Raw genomic sequence first — 22185 nt, forward strand, 5'->3', positions numbered from 1 at the left:
CAACTAGATATAACGAGGAGTGTGAATAATGGAAAAGCCAAACGCAAGTTTAATAGAGCCGATCGGAGAAGTAAATCTTCACTCTCCAAAGTGGAATCTCGAAAATGGATTAAGAAAATTTTTGTTTATGCTAGAATCCTTTTTTATCAAAAAAGGGATCCTTTTACTAATCGTAGGCTTTCTGCTGGGACGAGCGTTAATCTTGGCAAAGCTGGCCCCGTTCAGTCTTCCTTTTTTTGCAGCCGTTTATTTAATTAAACGAGATCGGGCACCGCTTGCCCTGATCGGACTCATTGCAGGGGCTGCAACCCTGTCGCTGGCCAATGCCGCCTTAACCTTCATTATTACCTTCTGTTTTATTGTAATCTACAGAATTAGCCAAAAATGGTTAGCAAATGAGATGAAGGCGCTGCCATTCTTTGTGGGAATTATTTTGGGGTTGGGAAAACTGGCAGAGGCTTATTATTTTTCTGAACAGCTGACAATCTACGACGCTATGATGGTCGGCGTTCAAGCCAGTCTTGCCTTTATCCTGACGCTGATTTTCCTGCAGAGCATTCCCCTATTAACCTTCAATAAGCGCAGGCAGCTGTTGAAAACAGAAGAGATTGTTTGTTTAATTATTATGCTGGCATCGATTATGACAGGAACCATAGGCTGGAAGGTTTATGATATGTCGGTGGAACATATACTGTCCCGATACCTAGTGTTAATATTTTCATTTATTGCCGGAGCAACCATCGGATCAACTGTCGGGGTAGTGACCGGGTTGATTTTCAGCCTTGCCAGTGTTTCAAGTTTTTATCATATGAGCCTGCTGGCGTTTTCCGGGGTATTGGGCGGCTTGATGAAGGAAGGGAAAAAGATTGGCGTTTCGGTTGGTCTGTTTATTGCAACGCTGCTAATTGGGATGTATGGAGAAGGAGGCGGTTCTTTAAAGGTGACCATTCTCGAATCAAGCACCGCCATTCTATTATTTTTATTGACCCCGCAGATGCTCACATCGCGATTGGCCAAATATATTCCAGGCACTCCAGAGCACACCGCCGAGCAGCAGAAATATATGCGGAAAATGCGCGATGTGACCGCCCAGAGAGTTTCCCAATTTTCAACTGTCTTTCACGCATTGTCCAAAAGTTTCTCACAGTTAGACTCTGAACCGGCATTTGAAGATGAAAGTGGCAGAGAAATGGATTACTTTATGAGTCATGTGACGGAAAAGACATGTCAAACCTGCTTTAAAAAGGAGCAATGCTGGGCGAAGAATTTTAGTACAACCTATGCCTATATGGAGGATATTATTCATGAAATGGACCAAAATGACGGGAACGTCTCCTTAAAGCTGGCACGGGAATGGGAAAGGCTGTGTTCCCGTTCAAAAAAAGTTTATGAAACGATTGGCACCGAATTAACTTTTTATCAAGCAAATCAAAAATTAAAGAAAAAGGTTCAGGAGAGTCGAAACCTGGTTGCTGATCAGTTAATGGGTGTTTCCGAGGTGATGAATAATTTTGCCAAGGAAATACAACGGGAACGTGAAAATTATTATAAACAGGAAGAACAAATCATGGAAGCAATCCAAGGATTCGGGATCCACATTGAACAGGTGGAAATTTACAGTCTTGAACCTGGTAATGTTGACATAGAGATGTCAGTTCCATTTTGCAACGGTCATGGGGAATGTGAAAAACTGATTGCCCCAATGTTGTCTGATATTCTTGGTGAAACGATTATAGTGAAAAAAGAGGATTGTGCTGCCACTCCAAACGACCTTTGTTATGTTACTTTTAGGTCGACAAAGGCATTTACTGTTGAAACAGGGGTTGCCCATGCGGCAAAGGATGGAGGATTAGTATCCGGTGACAGTCATTCAACCATTGAACTTGGACTTGGTAAGTTTGCGATCGCTATCAGCGACGGGATGGGCAATGGTGAACGTGCTCATTACGAGAGTAAGGAAACCTTACAGCTGTTACAAAAAATTCTCCAATCGGGAATAGAAGAACAAATTGCCATTAAATCCGTCAATTCAATCCTTTCTTTAAGGACAACGGATGAAATTTTCTCCACCCTCGACTTGGCAATGATTGATTTAAAAAATGCCTCGGCTAAGTTCCTAAAAATTGGCTCGACCCCAAGCTTTATTAAACGGGGTAAAAAGGTGATTAAAATTCAGGCCAGCAATCTGCCGATGGGAATTCTCCAGGATTTCGAAGTGGATGTTGTCAGCGACCAGTTAAAGGCTGGCGATCTGTTAATTATGATGAGTGATGGGGTCTTCGAAGGTCCAAAACATGTAGAAAACTATGACTTATGGATGAAGCGTAAAATTTTGGAGATGGAAACAGAGGATCCGCAGGACGTTGCCGATCTAATTCTTGAGGAAGTGATCCGCTCAAAAGGTGAAGTGATTGATGATGATATGACAATCATGGTCGCCAAAATCAAGCACAATACCCCTAAGTGGGCATCCATTCCAATGCAAAAAGTAAGGAAACGAGCTTAACACATTATTTTATCCCGGTAGATTTCGAATTATGTATAAATCCCCTCCACTCGGTCGAAAATGGTACCAAATGCTAAAAGTGGAGGGAGAACGTTATGTATACAGGGAAGATCCGTCAAATTCTTTTAATTACCGATGGCTGCTCCAATCAAGGAGAGGATCCAATTGCTATTGCCGCCTTGGCTCGAGAGCAAGGAATTACAGTCAACGTCATTGGTGTCATGGAGCAGGATGTGATTGATGAAAAAGGGATGACGGAAATTGAAGGTATCGCGATGTCAGGCGGCGGGGTAAGTCAAATCGTATATGCCCAACAACTGTCACAAACGGTACAAATGGTAACAAGAAAGGCGATGAATCAGACCATTCAAGGGGTGGTTAATCGGGAATTACAGCAAATACTAGGACGCTCGAAAACAATGGAGGATCTTCCGCCAGAAAAACGGGGCGAGGTCATGGAAGTTGTCGATGAACTTGGTGAAACTGTCGAACTAGAAGTGTTGATACTTGTCGATACAAGCGCCAGTATGAAACATAAGCTTCCGACAGTAAAAGAAGCATTATTCGACCTATCTCTAAGCTTGAATGCCCGTACAGGGGAAAATCAGTTCTCTGTTTATGTATTTCCCGGGAAAAGAAATGATGTCGAAAAGCTGCTGGATTGGACGCCCAACCTGCAAAATTTGACAAGTGTATTTTCCAAGTTAAGTACTGGAGGCATAACGCCAACAGGCCCAGCACTCAGAACGGCTTTAGCCTCGTTCAATCAAAAACCATCATTAAGGAGCTTATTGGCAAATGATGATGAATCATACTTGGAAGACTCAGTATAAGATCAGTCCCGGGACGGTTATTACAGGGAGATGGCATGCCAAGCAATATGTGATTTTAAAAGAATTAGGATTTGGAGCCAATGGGGTGGTCTACCTTGCCAAGCAAAACAACACTCAGGTAGCTTTGAAAATGAGTGATAACAGTATGTCGATCACCTCTGAGGTAAATGTGTTAAAATCCTTAGCGAAGGTCCAGGGGTCTCCATCCCTCGGGCCTTCTTTAGTTGATGTCGATGATTGGCAGAGCAAGTATGGACAGTTATCTTTTTATGCAATGGAATATATCCAAGGTCCTGATTTGCTTGCGTTTATCGCCAATAAGGGGAAATCGTGGGTCCCTGTGTTATTTTTGCAGCTATTAAATGATCTGGACAAACTCCATGAAAATGGTTGGGTGTTTGGTGATTTAAAACCCGAGAACCTGATTGTCACCGGCCCTCCCCCAAAAATCAGATGCATTGATGTCGGCGGTACGACCATTCAAGGGAGGGCAATTAAAGAGTTCACCGAATTCTACGATCGCGGGTATTGGGGGCTTGGCACACGCAAGGCAGAACGCACGTATGATTTATTTGCGGTGGCGATGATGATGATTAATACGGCCTATCCAAAAAGATTGACGAAGACAACAGGAGGGCTTGCCCAACTCAAAGGAGCCATTAAGCAAAAGCCTGAACTGAAGCGCTATGAAAAAGTAATCTTAAGAGCACTTCAAGGTCAATACACGACAGCAAAGCAAATGAGAGATGATTTATTGAATAGTATGAGTGGTCAGCCAAGCCCAGGCAGCGGATCCAAAGCTGCAACAGGTGCTGCTTCGAAACGGCCAGCAACTACTCAACAGACAACAGGAGCGCAATCCATTTCTAGACAGCAGTATCGCCAAAAAAAGAAAAAGAGCGGATGGATGGAATTTTTCGTCATTGGCACAGTCCTTTGCATCTTATATAGTATGTATATTTTTTTAAAACTGCTGTAATAGATGAAACTTCTTGTGAGTTGATTCGTATTTATAGAAACGGCAATTAACTAAACATTGGCAAGCCTTTGTTTTGATAGGATTTAACGATAAGTGGTATTCTAAAAAAAAGTAAATTTGGCAAGTAAGGTGTAAGGATATGTTGGAAGGTAAGGTTGAGGCCTTTATTAAGCGCCATTCATTCAAGTTGGACCATAAAAAAATCGTTGTCGGTGTATCCGGGGGGCCTGACTCATTAGCGTTGCTCCATTTCCTTAATCAGACAAAGGAAAGAAGACAGCTGACTATCATCGTGGCTCATGTTGATCATATGTTTCGTGGTCGAGAGTCATTTGAGGATGCATTATTCGTTAAGGATTATTGCGAAAAAATTGGAATTCCCTTCGAAATGGTAAGAATCAATATCCCGGAAAAAATGAAGCTTGAAGGGAAAAGCAGTCAACTGGCCGCAAGAGAGGCGAGATATGACTTTTATGGAAAAGTTATGGAGCAGTATGACGCTCCCTATCTTGCACTAGCTCATCACGGCGATGATCAAATGGAAACGATGCTAATGCGATTCACACGCGGCAGTACTGGGATAGCACGAGCAGGAATGTTGTTCACACGTCCCTTTGGTAATGGGACCATTATCCGGCCGTTTTTGTGTTTGACCAAGAATGAGATTCTTGATTATTGTCAAAGGCACGAGCTTACCCCTAGATTGGACCCGAGCAATGAAAAGAATACCTATAGCAGGAATCGTTTCCGCCATGAGGTTCTTCCTTTTTTAAAGAAGGAAAATCCGCATGTACATGAACATTTCCAGCGTTTTAGTGAGGAATTGCAAAGTGATGAATCGTTTCTGCAGGAATTAACAATCCAAAATATGAATACAGTAGTGAAAAAAAGAGAAACAGGCAAAATAACCATTGACATTGATGAATTTCTTAAAATGCCTTTACCTTTACAAAGAAGAGGGATTCAACTAATATTAAACTATCTTTACAAGGTTAAACCGGCCGCTCTTTCCGCTGTACATATTGATCAGATAGTATACTTAATCCATTATGGCGGACCGTCAGGAGAACTTGATTTTCCGGGTGATTTAAAAGTATATCGGTCGTATCGTGAGCTGAGCTTTCAATTTCAGCACATTGAGGCGCAAGAATACTCCATTCAACTTAATGGGCCGGGGTCAGTAACATTTTCTATGGGGGTAATCACAGCCGGCTATACAAATGATGAAAAGCCGAATTGTGCAGGGCAGACAGCATTGTTTTCTTCAGATTCGGTAAATTGGCCGCTGATTATTCGAACCAGGCGCAAAGGGGACCGAATGACATTAAAAGGAATGACAGGATCGAAAAAGTTAAAAGATATCTTTATCGACCATAAAGTTCCGGTTTATGACCGTGATGTCTGGCCAGTCATAACCGATCGAAATGGAAATATTCTCTGGCTTCCAGGATTAAAAAAGTCATCATTTGAAGGAATCGAGACAGCAGGAAAACCATATATACTACTCACATACGTAGGTAATGATCTTCTAGGGGGCACATAGGATGATGAACCAGGATATTGAAAAGGTATTAGTTTCAGAAGAGGAAATTCAGGAGAAGATAAGGGGGCTAGCAGCCCAATTGACGGAGGAGTATAAGGACCGCTTTCCGTTAGCGATCGGCGTCCTTAAAGGCGCGATGCCATTTATGGCTGATTTATTGAAGCGAATGGATTGCTATTTGGAAATGGATTTCATGGATGTATCCAGCTATGGAACAGCAATGAAATCTTCCGGTGAGGTAAAAATCCTGAAGGATTTGGATACGTCCGTTGAAGGACGGGATATCCTGATTATCGAGGATATTATTGACAGTGGTTTGACTCTAAGTTATCTGGTTGATTTATTCCGCTACCGGAAGGCAAAATCAATTAAGATTGTCACACTGCTTGATAAACCAACTGGCAGAAAAAGCAAGATCAAAGCAGATTATGTCGGGTTTATTGTCCCAGATGAATTTGTCGTAGGATATGGATTAGATTACATCGAAAAATACCGGAACCTTCCGTATATCGGGGTTTTGAAACCGAGCGTTTACAGCAGCAATGAATAAACCAAAAGTCCCGTTCTCACAAGGGCAAATCCTTGAATTTACAAGATTTTCTATGATACTATTTAATATAGTTTTTACCCGCGGGAGGAGGTAAGAGATGAATCGGATTTTCCGTAATACCATCTTTTATTTATTGATATTTTTAGTCATTATAGGCGTTGTCAGCTTTTTTAATGGAAGCAATGAGCCCACTGACCAAATCTCTTACGATAAGTTTGTGGAACAGCTGGAAAGTAAGGAAGTAAAATCCTTTACGATGCAGCCTGAACGAGGGGTATTTGAGATTCGTGGTACGCTCGAAGCGAACGATAAGAAATTTATCACCTATATCCCAAACGGCGAAAGTATTCTTGACACTGTTCAGAATTCCGATGCCAAAGTGGACGTAATGCCGGCGAAGGAAACAAGCGGCTGGGTTACCTTTTTCACATCTATCATTCCGTTTGTGATTATCTTTATTTTATTCTTCTTCTTGCTTAATCAGGCACAAGGCGGCGGCAGCCGAGTCATGAACTTCGGCAAGTCCAAAGCAAGGCTCTATAACGATGATAAGAAAAAGGTTCGTTTTAGAGATGTTGCTGGTGCAGATGAAGAAAAGGCCGAATTGGTCGAAGTAGTTGAATTTCTAAAAGATCCGCGAAAGTTTGCTGAACTTGGGGCAAGAATTCCAAAAGGTGTGCTGCTGGTCGGACCTCCGGGTACTGGTAAAACCTTGCTGGCCCGTGCGGTTGCCGGTGAGGCGGGCGTACCGTTCTTCTCTATCAGTGGATCGGATTTCGTTGAAATGTTTGTCGGGGTCGGTGCATCCCGTGTCCGTGATTTATTTGAAAATGCAAAGAAAAATGCGCCATGTATCATCTTTATTGATGAAATTGACGCGGTAGGGCGCCAGCGTGGTGCCGGTCTTGGCGGCGGCCATGATGAGCGTGAACAAACATTGAACCAATTGTTGGTTGAAATGGATGGGTTCGGAGCCAATGAAGGAATTATCATCATTGCGGCAACAAACCGTCCGGATATTTTAGACCCAGCGTTATTACGTCCAGGACGTTTTGACCGTCAAATCACTGTTGACCGTCCGGATGTCAATGGCCGCGAGGCTGTCTTAAAGGTACATGCCCGAAATAAGCCGTTGGATGAGGCAGTCAATCTGAAAAATATTGCAATGCGCACTCCTGGTTTTTCAGGCGCAGACCTTGAAAACTTGTTAAATGAAGCAGCCCTTGTGGCCGCACGACAAAATAAAAAGAAAATTGAAATGGTCGATATCGATGAAGCCACAGACCGGGTTATTGCCGGCCCAGCGAAAAAGAGCCGGGTTATTTCAGAGAAGGAAAGACGGATTGTTGCTTTCCATGAAGGCGGCCACACGGTTATCGGCTTAGTGCTCGATGAAGCGGATATGGTTCATAAGGTAACGATTGTACCGCGCGGTCAGGCTGGCGGCTATGCTGTAATGCTTCCAAGAGAAGATCGTTACTTCATGACAAAGCCTGAGCTGCTTGATAAAATTGTTGGTTTATTAGGTGGACGTGTAGCAGAAGAGATTGTCTTTGGTGAAGTCAGCACCGGAGCTCACAATGACTTCCAGCGTGCAACAGGCATTGCCCGCCGGATGGTAACAGAATTTGGTATGAGTGATAAGCTAGGCCCGCTGCAGTTCGGTCAACAATCAGGAGGTCAAGTTTTCCTTGGACGTGATCTTCACAATGAACAAAACTATTCTGATGCAATTGCTTATGAAATCGACCTTGAAATTCAACGGATTATTAAAGAATCGTACGCAAGATGTAAACAGATTCTTACCGAGAATCGTGATAAGCTTGATTTAATCGCGAAAACTTTGTTGGAAGTGGAAACATTAAATGCTGAACAAATAAGGTATTTAGTGGAGAATGGCCGCTTACCGGAGAATCCGGAGGAACTTAAATCTGTTGTAATCGATATGAAAAAGTCTGATGACGTAAAAGTAAACATCAATACAAAAAAGGAAGAGACTCCTTCTGACGAAAGCTCTTCAGATGATACAAACAAATAAACCTTAAAAAGAGTGCTTCGAAAAGAGGCACTCTTTTGTTCGCTAATAAAAATATTATGGTATTATGTTTTCATGTGGAGCTACGAAAAATCCTTTAAAAGTGAGTGATAGATTTGATTTTTGTTATTGACGTGGGAAATACCAATATTGTTTTGGGCGTATATGACAATGATGAACTAAAATACCACTGGCGCGTTGAGACGAGCCGCAACCGTACAGAAGATGAGTTTGGGATGAACATCAAAGCCCTGTTTGATTTTTCGGGCCTGAAATTTACCGATATTAACGGTATTATTATTTCTTCCGTTGTTCCGCCAATCATGTTTGCTTTAGAAAGAATGTGCCAAAAGTATTTTCATGTAAAACCGTTAGTTGTCGGCCCTGGAATAAAGACTGGCTTAAATATCAAATATGAAAATCCAAGGGAAGTCGGGGCTGACCGTATTGTCAATGCCGTCGCGGCAATTCACGAGTATGGGAGTCCGTTGATAATTGTTGATTTCGGGACAGCAACAACGTATTGTTATGTGAATGAACAGGGTCAATATATGGGCGGTGCAATTGCCCCTGGTATTGGCATCTCAACGGAGGCTTTGTATTCGAGAGCAGCCAAATTGCCACGAATTGAAATTGTCCGCCCTGACGGTGTAATCGGCAAGAACACAGTGGCAGCGATGCAGGCAGGCATTGTTTATGGCTACGTTGGACAAGTCGAGGGAATCGTAAAACGGATGGTGGCACAGAGCGAAAAGATGCCAACTGTTATTGCCACTGGAGGCCTTGCCACTTTAATCGCCCAAGAATCAACAATCATTGATGTAGTTGATCCATTCTTAACTTTAAAGGGATTGCAGTTAATTTATAAACGAAACGTGGATAACCTAAGAAACAATAGCGAGAAAGGGGTTTAATATGAACGATTATTTAGTAAAAGCACTCGGTTTTAATGGCAGCATCCGCGCTTATGCAGTGCGGACAACCGAGATGGTAAGCGAGGCGCAGCGGCGCCATCAAACCTGGCGGACAGCATCGGCTGCCCTTGGCCGTACGTTGACAGCAGGGGCGATGATGGGTGCCATGCTGAAGGGCGACGAAATGTTGACAATTAAAATTGATGGCGGGGGTCCGTTGGGTCCGATATTGGTCGATGCCAATGCCAAGGGTGAAGTCCGTGGTTACGTTACTAACCCACAGGTGGATTTTGAAGCTAATGAACATGGCAAGCTTGATGTCCGCCGTGCGGTCGGCACGAACGGCTTATTGGCGGTTGTTAAGGATATTGGGATGCGTGACTTTTTCTCTGGGCAGGTTCCGCTTGTTTCAGGTGAGCTGGGTGAGGATTTCACCTATTATTTTGCTGCCTCGGAGCAGACACCATCATCAGTTGGCGTGGGGGTATTGGTTAACCCAGACGACTCTATCCTGGCAGCAGGAGGGTTTATCATTCAAATTATGCCGAGTACAGATGATAAAATCATTACAAAGCTCGAGGAACGGTTAAAAGTCATTCCGCCTGTTTCAAAATTAATTGAGCAAGGACTAACACCAGAACAATTATTAGCTGAGTTGTTTGGCGATGAGTCTGTTAAAATTCTTGAAACCATGCCGGTCAAATTTCAATGCACCTGTTCCAAACAACGCTTTGCTGATGCCATAGTCGGCCTCGGTGCCAAAGAAATCACCGATATGATCGAAGAAGATGGCCAAGCGGAAGCCCACTGCCACTTCTGCAACGAAAAATACCTATTTACAAAAGAAGAATTGGAAGAGCTAAAAAAAGAAGTCAAGTAAGTTGCTACGCAAGGGGAGATCAGGTTGGGGAAGAAGCAGCTTTGGATGGTAATTGCCGGTCTTATCATGCTGAACTGTTTAACCATTGCCTTTTTTCTATCAAAGGCAAGTGAGGCAGGCGGTGCGGCCAATGATGAAGCAGTAGCTACCATCGGAAACAAGGCCATTACCAGGCAGGATTGGTTAAACGAATTAGAATCACGCTATGGCAAGGATGTACTGCGGGACTTAATAAATGAGCAGGTCGTCCAGGAAATGGCCAAAAAAGAAAAGATAAAAATATCGGACCAAGAGGTACAGCGCGAGTTCCGGATGCTGCAAGCGACCAATACTTCATTCGGCCCAAATTCCAAGCTTGACGATAAAGAGTGGAAAGAACAAATTCGCAGCACCCTGCTGTTAGAAGAGCTTTTAACAAAAGATGTTAACATTTCCGAAAAGGAAATCAAAAGCTATTATGACAAAAATAAACACCTATTCGATGTTCCTGAAGCCTACCATATAGCGCAAATTATCGTAAAAACAAAGAAGGATGCCGACTCTGCCTATAATGAACTAAAACAAGGCTCAAGTTTTTCCGCCTTGGCGATGGAACGTTCCATAGATGAATTTTCTGCGAATGAAGGCGGCGATATAGGTTATATTACAGAAGGGGACGAGCAGTATCCAAAACTGTATATTGACACGGTAAAGAAGCTAAAAAAAGGAAAATACTCGAAGCCAATAAAAGTGGATGCCGGCTATGTCCTATTGCAGCTTCAAGGGAAGGTCAGCGGAAAGAAGTTCTCCTATGGGGATGTAAAGGACCAAATTCGCAGGCAAATTGCGTTGGAACAAATGAAAACACCTGCCTCGGCAACAACCTTCTGGAAAGCGGCTAAAGTCGAATGGTTTTACGGCAATTCTAAAGACGAGAACTAAAACACAGAGTTGTTCTGTGTTTTTCTTTTAGAAAAAATTCACAAATTTCATCAATCAAAGTGATTGACAAAACATGTATAATACTGGTAGATTGAATATATTGATAAATCCAATAAAAATACTCGGAATAGAGTGTAGATAGGGGTGCAACATATGGTTCGTGTAGCAAATTCAATTACCGATTTAATCGGGCAAACACCGATTGTAAAACTAAACAGGTTAGTAGATGAAAACAGCGCAGAGGTTTATTTGAAGCTTGAATACTTCAACCCTGGCAGCAGCGTGAAAGACAGAATTGGCTTGTCAATGATTGAAGCAGCAGAAGAGCAAGGCCTAATCAAGCCAGGTGTTGATACCATTATTGAACCAACCAGTGGAAATACTGGAATTGGCTTAGCAATGGTGGCAGCAGCAAAAGGCTACAAAGCCGTGTTTGTTATGCCAGAAACAATGAGCTTAGAACGACGTAACCTGCTTCGTGCTTATGGTGCTGAGCTTGTGTTAACTCCTGGACCTGAAGGGATGAAAGGTGCGATTGCCCGCGCTGAAAGCTTAGCAAATGAAAAGGGTTATTTCATGCCGCAGCAATTTAAAAACCAGGCAAATCCAGAGGTACACCGCAAAACAACAGGTAAGGAAATTGTTGAACAAATGGATCAGCTTGATGCGTTTGTTTCCGGAATTGGTACGGGTGGAACGATTTCAGGTGCCGGCAGTGTCATTCGCGAGAAATTTCCAAATGTAAAAATCGTTGCAGTTGAGCCAAACGATTCTCCGATTCTATCAGGCGGCAACCCTGGACCGCATAAATTGCAAGGTCTTGGCGCAGGCTTTGTTCCTGACACTTTAAATACAGATATTTATGATGAAATCATTAAAATTTCTACCGAAGAAGCGTTTGAAGCATCCCGCCGTGCGGCGCGTGAAGAAGGAATTCTTGGCGGTATTTCTTCTGGAGCAGCCATCTCTGCAGCCTTACAGGTAGCGAAACAATTAGGTAAAGGCAAGAAAGTGTTGGCTATTATCCCTGATAACGGTGAGCGTTATTTAAGTACACCACTTTATCAATATGATGCAGAATAAATGAAAAAATATAGCTAAAGTGGCATCGGTGCTAAGCCGATGTCTTTTTTTGTGTAGGATATTGTTTTTAATGTATGATAAAGGAAGTGAAAAATTTAAAGGGGGAAATGGGATGAATACAGCTTTTGAACCGATAATCAAGTGTGGTCCATTTACATTAGACATGACGAAAAAAACCATTGTTATGGGAATCCTCAATGCCACTCCCGATTCCTTTTCTGATGGTGGTAAATACAATGCAATCGACAGGGCGGTTGAACATGCCCGGGAAATGGTTGAAAATGGCGCTGATATTATTGATATCGGCGGTGAATCGACAAGGCCGGGCTTTGCTGCGGTTTCTGCACAACAGGAGCTAGAGCGAGTCATCCCGATTATTCAGGCAATAAAAGAAAATGTCCAGGTGCCAATTTCAATTGATACCTATAAAGCGGAAGTAGCCAAGCAGGCGATTGAGGCTGGTGCCCATATTATCAATGATATTTGGGGCGCAAAGGCAGATGAGCAAATGGGTGCTGTTGCTGCGGAGTACAATGTGCCGATTATCCTGATGCATAATCGCCAAAATCGAGATTATCAATACTTTATCAGAGATGTTTTAAATGATTTTTATGAAAGCATATCCATTGTAAAAAAAGCAGGAGTGAAGGATGAGAATATTATTCTTGACCCAGGCATTGGTTTTGCTAAGGACTATCAAGAAAACCTATTGATGATGCAAAATCTGGACAAGCTCGTGAATCTCGGTTATCCGGTTTTGTTGGCGACGTCAAGAAAAACGATGATTGGTCAGGCATTAAATCTGCCGGTGGATGAACGAATGGAAGGGACCGGAGCTACGGTCTGCTACGGTATTCAGAAGGGCTGCCAAATGGTTCGTGTTCATGATGTCAAAGAGATGAGCAGGATGGCCAAAATGATGGATGCTTTGATGGGAAAAGGTGAACTTAATGGATAAGATATATGTCAACGAAATGCAGTTTTACGGCTACCATGGTGTTTTTCCGGAAGAAAATGTTCTTGGTCAACGATTTGCTGTTGACCTAACGGTGTCATTAGATTTGAGACAGGCGGGAGAAAGCGATGAACTTGAGCATTCCGTTAATTACGGAGAACTGTATGGAGTCTGCAAAGAAATTGTCGAAGGAAAGCCCTATAAGCTCGTGGAGTCTGTTGCTGAAAAAATCGCCTCAAGTGTGCTGGCAGGATTTCCGCTTATCGCTGAAGTGACGGTGAAGGTGATCAAACCCGACCCGCCAATTCCCGGACATTACAAGTCAGCCGCTGTAGAAATCACAAGGGGAAGATAAAGGTGGAAAACACAGCATTTATTGCCATTGGCTCTAATATAGAAAATCGTTATGATAATATGATGAATGGAATAACTCGTTTGACCGGCACGCAGGATATTGAGTTGGTCAATTATTCCTCAATTTATGAAACCGATCCGGTTGGTTATGTGGAACAAGATCTATTTTTAAATATGGTTATTGAGGTTAGGACAGCTTTAACTGCCATGGAATTGCTGGAAAGATGTTTGCGAATTGAGCTGGAACTTGGCAGGAAGAGGGAAATAAGATGGGGTCCGCGGACACTTGACCTTGATATTTTAACTTTTAATCAAGAAACGATTGAAACAGAGACGTTAACTGTTCCGCACCCCCGCATATGTGAGCGGGCGTTTGTAATGATTCCACTCCATGAAATCAAACCTGATCTTCATATCTCGGCGATGGGAAAGCCTCTAGATGTATTAGTCACCGAATTACCTGATAAAGAAGGAGTCAGAATATGGAAACGGAAAAATGGGGAAGACGTATTCGCGCTTATCGAAAACTGAAGGGCTATACACAAGAAAGTTTTTCAAGAGAACTGGGAGTCTCGGTCTCGATATTAGGAGAAATAGAGCGAGGCAATCGCTTGCCTGCGGATGACTTGCTAAAGAAGATTGCTCAGAGTTTAAAAATAACGATTGATGATTTGGCACCGAAGGATTAGATACTATCAATCAAGGATAGGAGGTTTTACATGCTGAAAATTGGTGATATTGAATTGAAGAATCCTGTTGTGCTGGCACCGATGGCCGGTGTCTGTAACTCTGCCTTTCGCCTGACAGTCAAAGAATTTGGCGCGGGATTGGTTTGTGCTGAAATGGTCAGTGACAAAGGAATTATGTTTAAAAATGAAAAAACAATGAATATGCTTTATATAGATGAACGTGAAAAGCCGTTAAGCTTACAAATTTTTGGCGGTGAAAAAGAAACGCTTGTAGAAGCGGCGAAGTTTGTGGATAAAAACACAAATGCAGATATAATTGATATCAACATGGGCTGTCCGGTTCCAAAAATCACAAAATGTGATGCTGGAGCCAAATGGCTGTTGGACCCAAACAAGATTTATGAAATGGTTTCCGCTGTTGCCGACGCGGTTGAAAAACCCGTTACCGTGAAAATGCGCATGGGCTGGGATGAGGATCATGTTTACGCAGTGCAAAATGCACAAATGGTAGAGAAAGCCGGTGGAAAGGCAGTAGCCCTCCATGGCCGCACCCGGGTGCAAATGTACGAAGGGAAAGCGAATTGGGATATTATCCGTGAAGTAAAGCAGGCGGTTAACATTCCGATTATCGGTAACGGTGATGTGCTAACACCGCAGGATGCAAAACGAATGATTGATGAAACAGGTGTCGATGGGGTCATGATCGGGCGTGCTGCACTAGGCAATCCATGGATGATTTACCGCACGGTTCAATACTTGGAAACTGGTAGATTGATGGATGAGCCATCTGTTCGTGAAAAAATGGATGTCTGTATCCTTCACTTAGACCGTCTAATTGCTCTCAAAAATGAACACATTGCTGTCCGCGAAATGCGCAAGCATGCGGCTTGGTACTTAAAAGGGATCCGCGGCAATGCAAATATCCGCAATGCCATCAATGAATGTGACACTCGTGACCAACTGGTTACCGTATTGAATGACCTTGCCTTCGAGGCAGAAGCAAAAGAGACGGACCAGGCCATTGTCGGCTAAAATTTGACATTAACCGTGTCATTTCCTATAATAATTTTGTTTACAATGCAAACTGCCAGTGGAGAACTGGCAGTTTTTATTTATTTTAAGTAATTTTAGATGTCTGAATTCACGAGATTGTGTAAAATAATAGAAGTGTGCAGTTTAGACATGACAAGGCGCGGTTATATGGCGGTTTACATACTTAAGAAGTAATTGGAGTTGATTAGTCGTGAATCATGAAGAGTTAAATGACCAGTTAAGGGTCAGACGTGAAAAAATGCAATCGATGCGTGATAATGGCCTTGATCCATTTGGCAAGCGTTTCGATCGTACCCACAGCACCCGGGAATTAATTGAACAATACAATGAGATAGATAAGGAAGAGCTAGAGGCAAAGAACGTTGCCGTTTCGCTTGCTGGCAGAATAATGACAAAACGCGGCAAAGGTAAAGCTGGCTTTGCCCATGTTCAGGACTTGCATGGTCAAATCCAAATCTATGTGCGCAAGGATGCCGTTGGCGAAGAACAGTATGAGGTATTTGATTCAGCTGACTTAGGGGATATCGTGGGTGTCCATGGCTCATTATTCAAAACAAAAGTCGGTGAGCTATCTATTAAAGTTGAAAACTTTGTGTTTTTAAGTAAAGCATTACGCCCGCTGCCCGACAAATTCCATGGCTTAAAGGATGTTGAGCAGCGTTATCGTCAGCGTTACTTGGATTTAATTATGAGCCAGGAAAGCAAGCAGACGTTTATCACCCGCAGCCGGATTATTCAATCGATGCGCCGTTATTTGGATGATCACGGATATTTGGAAGTGGAAACGCCAATGATGCATGGTATTGCCGGTGGAGCTTCAGCGCGTCCGTTTATTACCCATCATAATGCACTTGATATGGAGCTATATATGCGAATTGCCATCGAATTGCACTTAAAGCGCCTGATTGTCGGCGGTCTTGAAAAAGTGTATGAAATTGGCCGCGTGTTCCGTAATGAGGGTGTGTCTACCCGCCACAATCCTGAGTTTACAATGATTGAGCTTTATGAAGCGTATGCTGATTACCGTGATATTATGAGTTTGACAGAAAACCTGATTGCCCATATCGCCCAGGATGTTTTGGGAACAACGACCATCCAATACGGTGAATATGAAGTCGACCTGAAGCCTGAATGGAAAAGACTTCATATGGTTGATGCCATCAAGGAATACACAGGCGTTGATTTCTGGAAGGAAATGAGCGTTGATGAGGCACGCCAGCATGCCAAAGAACATGGCGTTGAAATAAATGAGCATATGCTTTATGGTCATATTGTCAACGAATTCTTTGAGCAGAAGGTAGAGGAGAAATTAATCCAGCCAACCTTCATTTATGGCCATCCAGTAGAAATATCTCCACTTGCCAAGAAGAACGAAGAAGACCCACGCTTCACCGATCGCTTTGAATTATTCATTGTCGCCCGTGAGCATGCCAATGCATTCACCGAGCTAAATGATCCAATCGACCAACGCGAGCGTTTTGAAGCACAGCTTAAAGAGCGGGAGCAAGGTAATGATGAGGCTCATATGATGGATGAAGACTTCATCGAAGCCTTGGAATACGGTATGCCTCCTACTGGGGGACTTGGAATTGGTATCGATCGTTTAGTGATGTTACTATCCAATTCACCGTCGATCCGTGATGTATTGTTATTCCCATTAATGCGTCATAAATAATATGTTTTTAAAAAAGTGCCGACATCCGGCACTTTTTTTGAATTAACAAGTGAAAAAGTGTGAAAATTAGAACTTAGGAATATTGCAGAAAAAACTATTGCACGAAATTAATATAGGTGGTATATTAATAAACGTTGTTGCGAGACAGTTTGTCTCCAGCAAAGAAACAAAAAAAGTTGTTGACTTTAAGTTGATAACTTGGTAAGATAAGAAGGTCGCTTTTGGGCGATAATGAAAAATAGTTCTTTGAAAACTAAACAAACAAAAACGTCAACAATAAAATTATTCATTCCTAACGGAATGAAGCCAACGTAACATTTATGAGCTAATCAACTCATCTTTTTTGGAGAGTTTGATCCTGGCTCAGGACGAACGCTGGCGGCGTGCCTAATACATGCAAGTCGAGCGAATCAATAGGAGCTTGCTCCTGTTGGTTAGCGGCGGACGGGTGAGTAACACGTGGGCAACCTGCCTGTAAGACTGGGATAACACCGGGAAACCGGTGCTAATACCGGATAATTCTTATCAACACATGTTGGTAAGCTGAAAGTCGGTTTACGCTGACACTTACAGATGGGCCCGCGGCGCATTAGCTAGTTGGTGAGGTAACGGCTCACCAAGGCGACGATGCGTAGCCGACCTGAGAGGGTGATCGGCCACACTGGGACTGAGACACGGCCCAGACTCCTACGGGAGGCAGCAGTAGGGAATCTTCCACAATGGACGAAAGTCTGATGGAGCAACGCCGCGTGAGCGAAGAAGGCCTTCGGGTCGTAAAGCTCTGTTGTCAGGGAAGAACAAGTATCGGAGTAACTGCCGGTACCTTGACGGTACCTGACCAGAAAGCCACGGCTAACTACGTGCCAGCAGCCGCGGTAATACGTAGGTGGCAAGCGTTGTCCGGAATTATTGGGCGTAAAGCGCGCGCAGGCGGTCCTTTAAGTCTGATGTGAAAGCCCACGGCTCAACCGTGGAGGGTCATTGGAAACTGGGGGACTTGAGTGCAGAAGAGGAAAGCGGAATTCCACGTGTAGCGGTGAAATGCGTAGAGATGTGGAGGAACACCAGTGGCGAAGGCGGCTTTCTGGTCTGTAACTGACGCTGAGGCGCGAAAGCGTGGGGAGCAAACAGGATTAGATACCCTGGTAGTCCACGCCGTAAACGATGAGTGCTAAGTGTTAGGGGGTTTCCGCCCCTTAGTGCTGCAGCTAACGCATTAAGCACTCCGCCTGGGGAGTACGGCCGCAAGGCTGAAACTCAAAGGAATTGACGGGGGCCCGCACAAGCGGTGGAGCATGTGGTTTAATTCGAAGCAACGCGAAGAACCTTACCAGGTCTTGACATCCTCTGACACTCCTAGAGATAGGACTTTCCCCTTCGGGGGACAGAGTGACAGGTGGTGCATGGTTGTCGTCAGCTCGTGTCGTGAGATGTTGGGTTAAGTCCCGCAACGAGCGCAACCCTTGATCTTAGTTGCCAGCATTTAGTTGGGCACTCTAAGGTGACTGCCGGTGACAAACCGGAGGAAGGTGGGGATGACGTCAAATCATCATGCCCCTTATGACCTGGGCTACACACGTGCTACAATGGATGGTACAAAGGGCTGCAAAACCGCGAGGTTGAGCCAATCCCATAAAACCATTCTCAGTTCGGATTGCAGGCTGCAACTCGCCTGCATGAAGCCGGAATCGCTAGTAATCGCGGATCAGCATGCCGCGGTGAATACGTTCCCGGGCCTTGTACACACCGCCCGTCACACCACGAGAGTTTGTAACACCCGAAGTCGGTGGGGTAACCGTAAGGAGCCAGCCGCCTAAGGTGGGACAGATGATTGGGGTGAAGTCGTAACAAGGTAGCCGTATCGGAAGGTGCGGCTGGATCACCTCCTTTCTAAGGAATCGTTAGTCCTTACGGACTAATAAAACGTTGATTGTTTTCTGTTTGTTTAGTTTTGAGGGAATTATTCTCTCAAAGCTTTTTTATTCGTTCTTTGAAAACTAGATAATCGTAAGAAGAAGTAACCAAGTAAAAACCGAGTGATCGCCATTTTAGTTTTTCTCTCTAATGAATGTTAGAGTAAAACCTTTTAGGTTAAGTTAGAAAGGGCGCACGGTGGATGCCTTGGCACTAGGAGCCGATGAAGGACGGGACTAACACCGATATGCTTCGGGGAGCTGTAAGTAAGCTTTGATCCGGAGATTTCCGAATGGGGGAACCCACTGCTCGTAATGGAGCAGTATCTTTACCTGAATACATAGGGTATGGAAGGCAGACCCGGGGAACTGAAACATCTAAGTACCCGGAGGAAGAGAAAGCAAACGCGATTCCCTGAGTAGCGGCGAGCGAAACGGGAACAGCCCAAACCGAAAGGCTTGCCTTTCGGGGTTGTAGGACACTCAACATGGAGTTACAAAGGAACGGGGTAAATGAAGCGGCCTGGAAAGGCCAGCCGTAGAAGGTAAAAGCCCTGTAGTTGAAACTTCGTTCCCTCCTGAGTGGATCCTGAGTACGGCCGGACACGTGAAATCCGGTCGGAAGCAGGGAGGACCATCTCCCAAGGCTAAATACTCCCTAGTGACCGATAGTGAACCAGTACCGTGAGGGAAAGGTGAAAAGCACCCCGGAAGGGGAGTGAAATAGTACCTGAAACCGTGTGCCTACAAGTAGTCAAAGCCCATTCATGGGTAATGGCGTGCCTTTTGTAGAATGAACCGGCGAGTTACGATTACATGCGAGGTTAAGTTGAAAAGACGGAGCCGCAGCGAAAGCGAGTCTGAATAGGGCGTCATAGTATGTAGTCGTAGACCCGAAACCAGGTGATCTACCCATGTCCAGGGTGAAGTCCAGGTAACACTGGATGGAGGCCCGAACCCACGCACGTTGAAAAGTGCGGGGATGAGGTGTGGGTAGCGGAGAAATTCCAATCGAACTTGGAGATAGCTGGTTCTCTCCGAAATAGCTTTAGGGCTAGCCTCACGTAGTAAGAGTCTTGGAGGTAGAGCACTGTTTGGACTAGGGGCCCTCATCGGGTTACCGAATTCAGACAAACTCCGAATGCCAATGACTTATCCGTGGGAGTCAGACTGCGAGTGATAAGATCCGTAGTCAAAAGGGAAACAGCCCAGACCACCAGCTAAGGTCCCAAAGTATACGTTAAGTGGAAAAGGATGTGGAGTTGCTTAGACAACCAGGATGTTGGCTTAGAAGCAGCCACCATTTAAAGAGTGCGTAATAGCTCACTGGTCGAGTGACTCTGCGCCGAAAATGTACCGGGGCTAAACGTATCACCGAAGCTGTGGGTGGACACCGTCTGGTGTCCGCGGTAGGAGAGCGTTCTAAGGGCGTTGAAGCTAGACCGTAAGGACTGGTGGAGCGCTTAGAAGTGAGAATGCCGGTATGAGTAGCGAAAGACGGGTGAGAATCCCGTCCACCGTATGCCTAAGGTTTCCTGAGGAAGGCTCGTCCGCTCAGGGTTAGTCGGGACCTAAGCCGAGGCCGAAAGGCGTAGGCGATGGACAACAGGTTGATATTCCTGTACCACCTCTTTATCGTTTGAGTGATGGGGGGACGCAGGAGGATAGGGTAAGCGCGCTGCTGGTTATGCGCGTGTAAGCAGTTAGGCTGAGAAGCAGGAAAATCCGCTTCTCACATAAGGCTGAGCTGTGATGCCGAGGGAAATATAGTACCGAAGTTCCTGATTCCACACTGCCAAGAAAAGCCTCTAGCGAGATAAAAGGTGCCCGTACCGCAAACCGACACAGGTAGGCGAGGAGAGAATCCTAAGGTGAGCGAGAGAACTCTCGTTAAGGAACTCGGCAAAATGACCCCGTAACTTCGGGAGAAGGGGTGCTCATTACGGTGAATAGCTGTGATGAGCCGCAGTGAATAGGCCCAGGCGACTGTTTAGCAAAAACACAGGTCTCTGCGAAGCCGCAAGGCGAAGTATAGGGGCTGACGCCTGCCCGGTGCTGGAAGGTTAAGAGGAGGGGTTAGCGTAAGCGAAGCTCTGAATCGAAGCCCCAGTAAACGGCGGCCGTAACTATAACGGTCCTAAGGTAGCGAAATTCCTTGTCGGGTAAGTTCCGACCCGCACGAAAGGCGTAACGATCTGGGCACTGTCTCAACGAGAGACTCGGTGAAATTATAGTACCTGTGAAGATGCAGGTTACCCGCGACAGGACGGAAAGACCCCGTGGAGCTTTACTGTAGCCTGATATTGAATTTTGGTACAGCTTGTACAGGATAGGTAGGAGCCTGAGAAGCCGGAGCGCCAGCTTCGGTGGAGGCGTCGGTGGGATACTACCCTGGCTGTATTGAAATTCTAACCCGCACCCCTGATCGGGGTGGGAGACAGTGTCAGGTGGGCAGTTTGACTGGGGCGGTCGCCTCCCAAAGAGTAACGGAGGCGCCCAAAGGTTCCCTCAGAATGGTTGGAAATCATTCGTAGAGTGTAAAGGCACAAGGGAGCTTGACTGCGAGACCTACAAGTCGAGCAGGGACGAAAGTCGGGCTTAGTGATCCGGTGGTTCCGCATGGAAGGGCCATCGCTCAACGGATAAAAGCTACCCCGGGGATAACAGGCTTATCTCCCCCAAGAGTCCACATCGACGGGGAGGTTTGGCACCTCGATGTCGGCTCATCGCATCCTGGGGCTGTAGTCGGTCCCAAGGGTTGGGCTGTTCGCCCATTAAAGCGGTACGCGAGCTGGGTTCAGAACGTCGTGAGACAGTTCGGTCCCTATCCGTCGTGGGCGCAGGAAATTTGAGAGGAGCTGTCCTTAGTACGAGAGGACCGGGATGGACGCACCGCTGGTGTACCAGTTGTCTTGCCAAAGGCATGCTGGGTAGCTATGTGCGGACGGGATAAGTGCTGAAAGCATCTAAGCATGAAGCCCCCCTCAAGATGAGATTTCCCATAGCGTCAAGCTAGTAAGATCCCTGAAAGATGATCAGGTTGATAGGTCAGAGGTGGAAGCATGGTGACATGTGTAGCTGACTGATACTAATCGATCGAGGACTTAACCAAATAGAAAAGCGGAGGCGACTGTCCAACTTCGACAGACGTTGGAGGGCCGGCACGGCAAATCCCGATTTTGGATTTGTTGGGACGGACCGAAACGGCCGAGAAGTTAGGAGCCAAAGCTAGACAAGTCAAAATGATTATTCGGTTTACTGAAACTTCTTCTGCATTATCTAGTTTTGAGGGAATGAAACCT

The 22185-nt window shown here is 44.9% G+C and carries 16 protein-coding genes and 2 rRNA genes; all 18 read left to right on the top strand.

The features are described from left to right. Positions 1-28 precede the first annotated feature (28 nt). The 18 genes from spoIIE (at position 29) to ACZ43M_RS00445 (ending at position 21995) form a co-directional block, all read left to right on the top strand. The gene (spoIIE, locus tag ACZ43M_RS00360; RefSeq protein WP_464505566.1) at positions 29-2506 is read left to right on the top strand and encodes a stage II sporulation protein E; all 2478 of its coding nucleotides are present in this window, start codon (positions 29-31) and stop codon (positions 2504-2506) included. A gap of 95 nt (positions 2507-2601) precedes the next feature. Continuing rightward, positions 2602-3339 (top strand): VWA domain-containing protein, encoded by a 738-nt coding sequence (locus tag ACZ43M_RS00365; protein WP_464505567.1) that lies wholly within the window; start codon positions 2602-2604, stop codon positions 3337-3339. Continuing rightward, a complete protein-coding gene (locus ACZ43M_RS00370) occupies positions 3308-4318 on the top strand; it encodes a serine/threonine protein kinase (RefSeq protein ID WP_464507909.1) in 1011 nt (336 codons plus the stop codon). Before ACZ43M_RS00365 ends, ACZ43M_RS00370 begins: the two co-directional genes overlap by 32 nt. 139 nt (positions 4319-4457) lie before the next feature. Next, positions 4458-5861 (top strand): tRNA lysidine(34) synthetase TilS, encoded by a 1404-nt coding sequence (gene tilS / locus ACZ43M_RS00375; protein ID WP_464505568.1) that lies wholly within the window; start codon positions 4458-4460, stop codon positions 5859-5861. 4 nt (positions 5862-5865) lie between these two features. Further along, the gene (gene hpt, locus ACZ43M_RS00380; RefSeq protein WP_464507910.1) at positions 5866-6411 is read left to right on the top strand and encodes a hypoxanthine phosphoribosyltransferase; all 546 of its coding nucleotides are present in this window, start codon (positions 5866-5868) and stop codon (positions 6409-6411) included. A 97-nt stretch (positions 6412-6508) separates the two neighbouring features. Next, on the top strand, positions 6509-8449 hold the full coding sequence (gene ftsH, locus ACZ43M_RS00385) for an ATP-dependent zinc metalloprotease FtsH (RefSeq protein WP_464505569.1): 1941 nt from the start codon (positions 6509-6511) through the stop codon (positions 8447-8449). 113 nt (positions 8450-8562) lie between these two features. Then, a complete protein-coding gene (locus tag ACZ43M_RS00390) occupies positions 8563-9360 on the top strand; it encodes a type III pantothenate kinase (protein ID WP_464505570.1) in 798 nt (265 codons plus the stop codon). Between the two features lies 1 nt (position 9361). Further along, positions 9362-10240 (top strand): Hsp33 family molecular chaperone HslO, encoded by an 879-nt coding sequence (gene hslO / locus ACZ43M_RS00395; RefSeq protein ID WP_464505571.1) that lies wholly within the window; start codon positions 9362-9364, stop codon positions 10238-10240. Between the two features lie 24 nt (positions 10241-10264). Beyond that, positions 10265-11161, top strand: coding sequence for a peptidyl-prolyl cis-trans isomerase (locus tag ACZ43M_RS00400; RefSeq protein WP_464505572.1), 897 nt, complete (start codon positions 10265-10267; stop codon positions 11159-11161). A gap of 153 nt (positions 11162-11314) precedes the next feature. Beyond that, a complete protein-coding gene (gene cysK, locus ACZ43M_RS00405; RefSeq protein WP_464505573.1) occupies positions 11315-12244 on the top strand; it encodes a cysteine synthase A in 930 nt (309 codons plus the stop codon). A 112-nt stretch (positions 12245-12356) separates the two neighbouring features. Then, entirely contained in the window at positions 12357-13202 is an 846-nt protein-coding gene (gene folP, locus ACZ43M_RS00410; protein WP_464505574.1) for a dihydropteroate synthase, read from the top strand. Next, the gene (gene folB, locus ACZ43M_RS00415; protein WP_464505575.1) at positions 13195-13554 is read left to right on the top strand and encodes a dihydroneopterin aldolase; all 360 of its coding nucleotides are present in this window, start codon (positions 13195-13197) and stop codon (positions 13552-13554) included. Before folP ends, folB begins: the two co-directional genes overlap by 8 nt. A gap of 2 nt (positions 13555-13556) precedes the next feature. Then, positions 13557-14084 (top strand): 2-amino-4-hydroxy-6-hydroxymethyldihydropteridine diphosphokinase, encoded by a 528-nt coding sequence (folK, locus tag ACZ43M_RS00420; RefSeq protein ID WP_464505576.1) that lies wholly within the window; start codon positions 13557-13559, stop codon positions 14082-14084. Next, positions 14036-14242, top strand: coding sequence for a helix-turn-helix domain-containing protein (locus tag ACZ43M_RS00425; protein ID WP_464505577.1), 207 nt, complete (start codon positions 14036-14038; stop codon positions 14240-14242). The genes folK and ACZ43M_RS00425 overlap by 49 nt, the downstream gene beginning before the upstream one ends. Before the next feature lie 30 nt (positions 14243-14272). Continuing rightward, on the top strand, positions 14273-15274 hold the full coding sequence (dusB, locus tag ACZ43M_RS00430) for a tRNA dihydrouridine synthase DusB (RefSeq protein WP_464505578.1): 1002 nt from the start codon (positions 14273-14275) through the stop codon (positions 15272-15274). Positions 15275-15485: 211 nt separating this feature from the next. After that, on the top strand, positions 15486-16970 hold the full coding sequence (gene lysS / locus ACZ43M_RS00435; protein ID WP_464505579.1) for a lysine--tRNA ligase: 1485 nt from the start codon (positions 15486-15488) through the stop codon (positions 16968-16970). 340 nt (positions 16971-17310) lie between these two features. Next, positions 17311-18860: ribosomal RNA gene (locus ACZ43M_RS00440) — 16S ribosomal RNA — on the top strand. 199 nt (positions 18861-19059) lie between these two features. Continuing rightward, positions 19060-21995: ribosomal RNA gene (locus ACZ43M_RS00445) — 23S ribosomal RNA — on the top strand. Together the 16S and 23S rRNA genes form the textbook arrangement of a ribosomal RNA operon. Positions 21996-22185 lie beyond the last annotated feature (190 nt).

The sequence above is a fragment of the Neobacillus sp. B24 genome (assembly GCF_055381825.1).

What these genes read in the sequence shown, in the direction of transcription:
- ACZ43M_RS00370 (WP_464507909.1), top strand. Translation starts at nt 3,308, where the DNA reads ATGATGAATCATACTTGGAAGACTCAGTATAAGATCAGTCCCGGGACG.
- dusB (WP_464505578.1), top strand. Translation starts at nt 14,273, where the DNA reads ATGCTGAAAATTGGTGATATTGAATTGAAGAATCCTGTTGTGCTGGCA.
- cysK (WP_464505573.1), top strand. Translation starts at nt 11,315, where the DNA reads ATGGTTCGTGTAGCAAATTCAATTACCGATTTAATCGGGCAAACACCG.
- spoIIE (WP_464505566.1), top strand. Translation starts at nt 29, where the DNA reads ATGGAAAAGCCAAACGCAAGTTTAATAGAGCCGATCGGAGAAGTAAAT.
- hpt (WP_464507910.1), top strand. Translation starts at nt 5,866, where the DNA reads ATGAACCAGGATATTGAAAAGGTATTAGTTTCAGAAGAGGAAATTCAG.
- folB (WP_464505575.1), top strand. Translation starts at nt 13,195, where the DNA reads ATGGATAAGATATATGTCAACGAAATGCAGTTTTACGGCTACCATGGT.
- hslO (WP_464505571.1), top strand. Translation starts at nt 9,362, where the DNA reads ATGAACGATTATTTAGTAAAAGCACTCGGTTTTAATGGCAGCATCCGC.
- ACZ43M_RS00365 (WP_464505567.1), top strand. Translation starts at nt 2,602, where the DNA reads ATGTATACAGGGAAGATCCGTCAAATTCTTTTAATTACCGATGGCTGC.
- ftsH (WP_464505569.1), top strand. Translation starts at nt 6,509, where the DNA reads ATGAATCGGATTTTCCGTAATACCATCTTTTATTTATTGATATTTTTA.
- folP (WP_464505574.1), top strand. Translation starts at nt 12,357, where the DNA reads ATGAATACAGCTTTTGAACCGATAATCAAGTGTGGTCCATTTACATTA.
- tilS (WP_464505568.1), top strand. Translation starts at nt 4,458, where the DNA reads ATGTTGGAAGGTAAGGTTGAGGCCTTTATTAAGCGCCATTCATTCAAG.
- ACZ43M_RS00425 (WP_464505577.1), top strand. Translation starts at nt 14,036, where the DNA reads ATGGAAACGGAAAAATGGGGAAGACGTATTCGCGCTTATCGAAAACTG.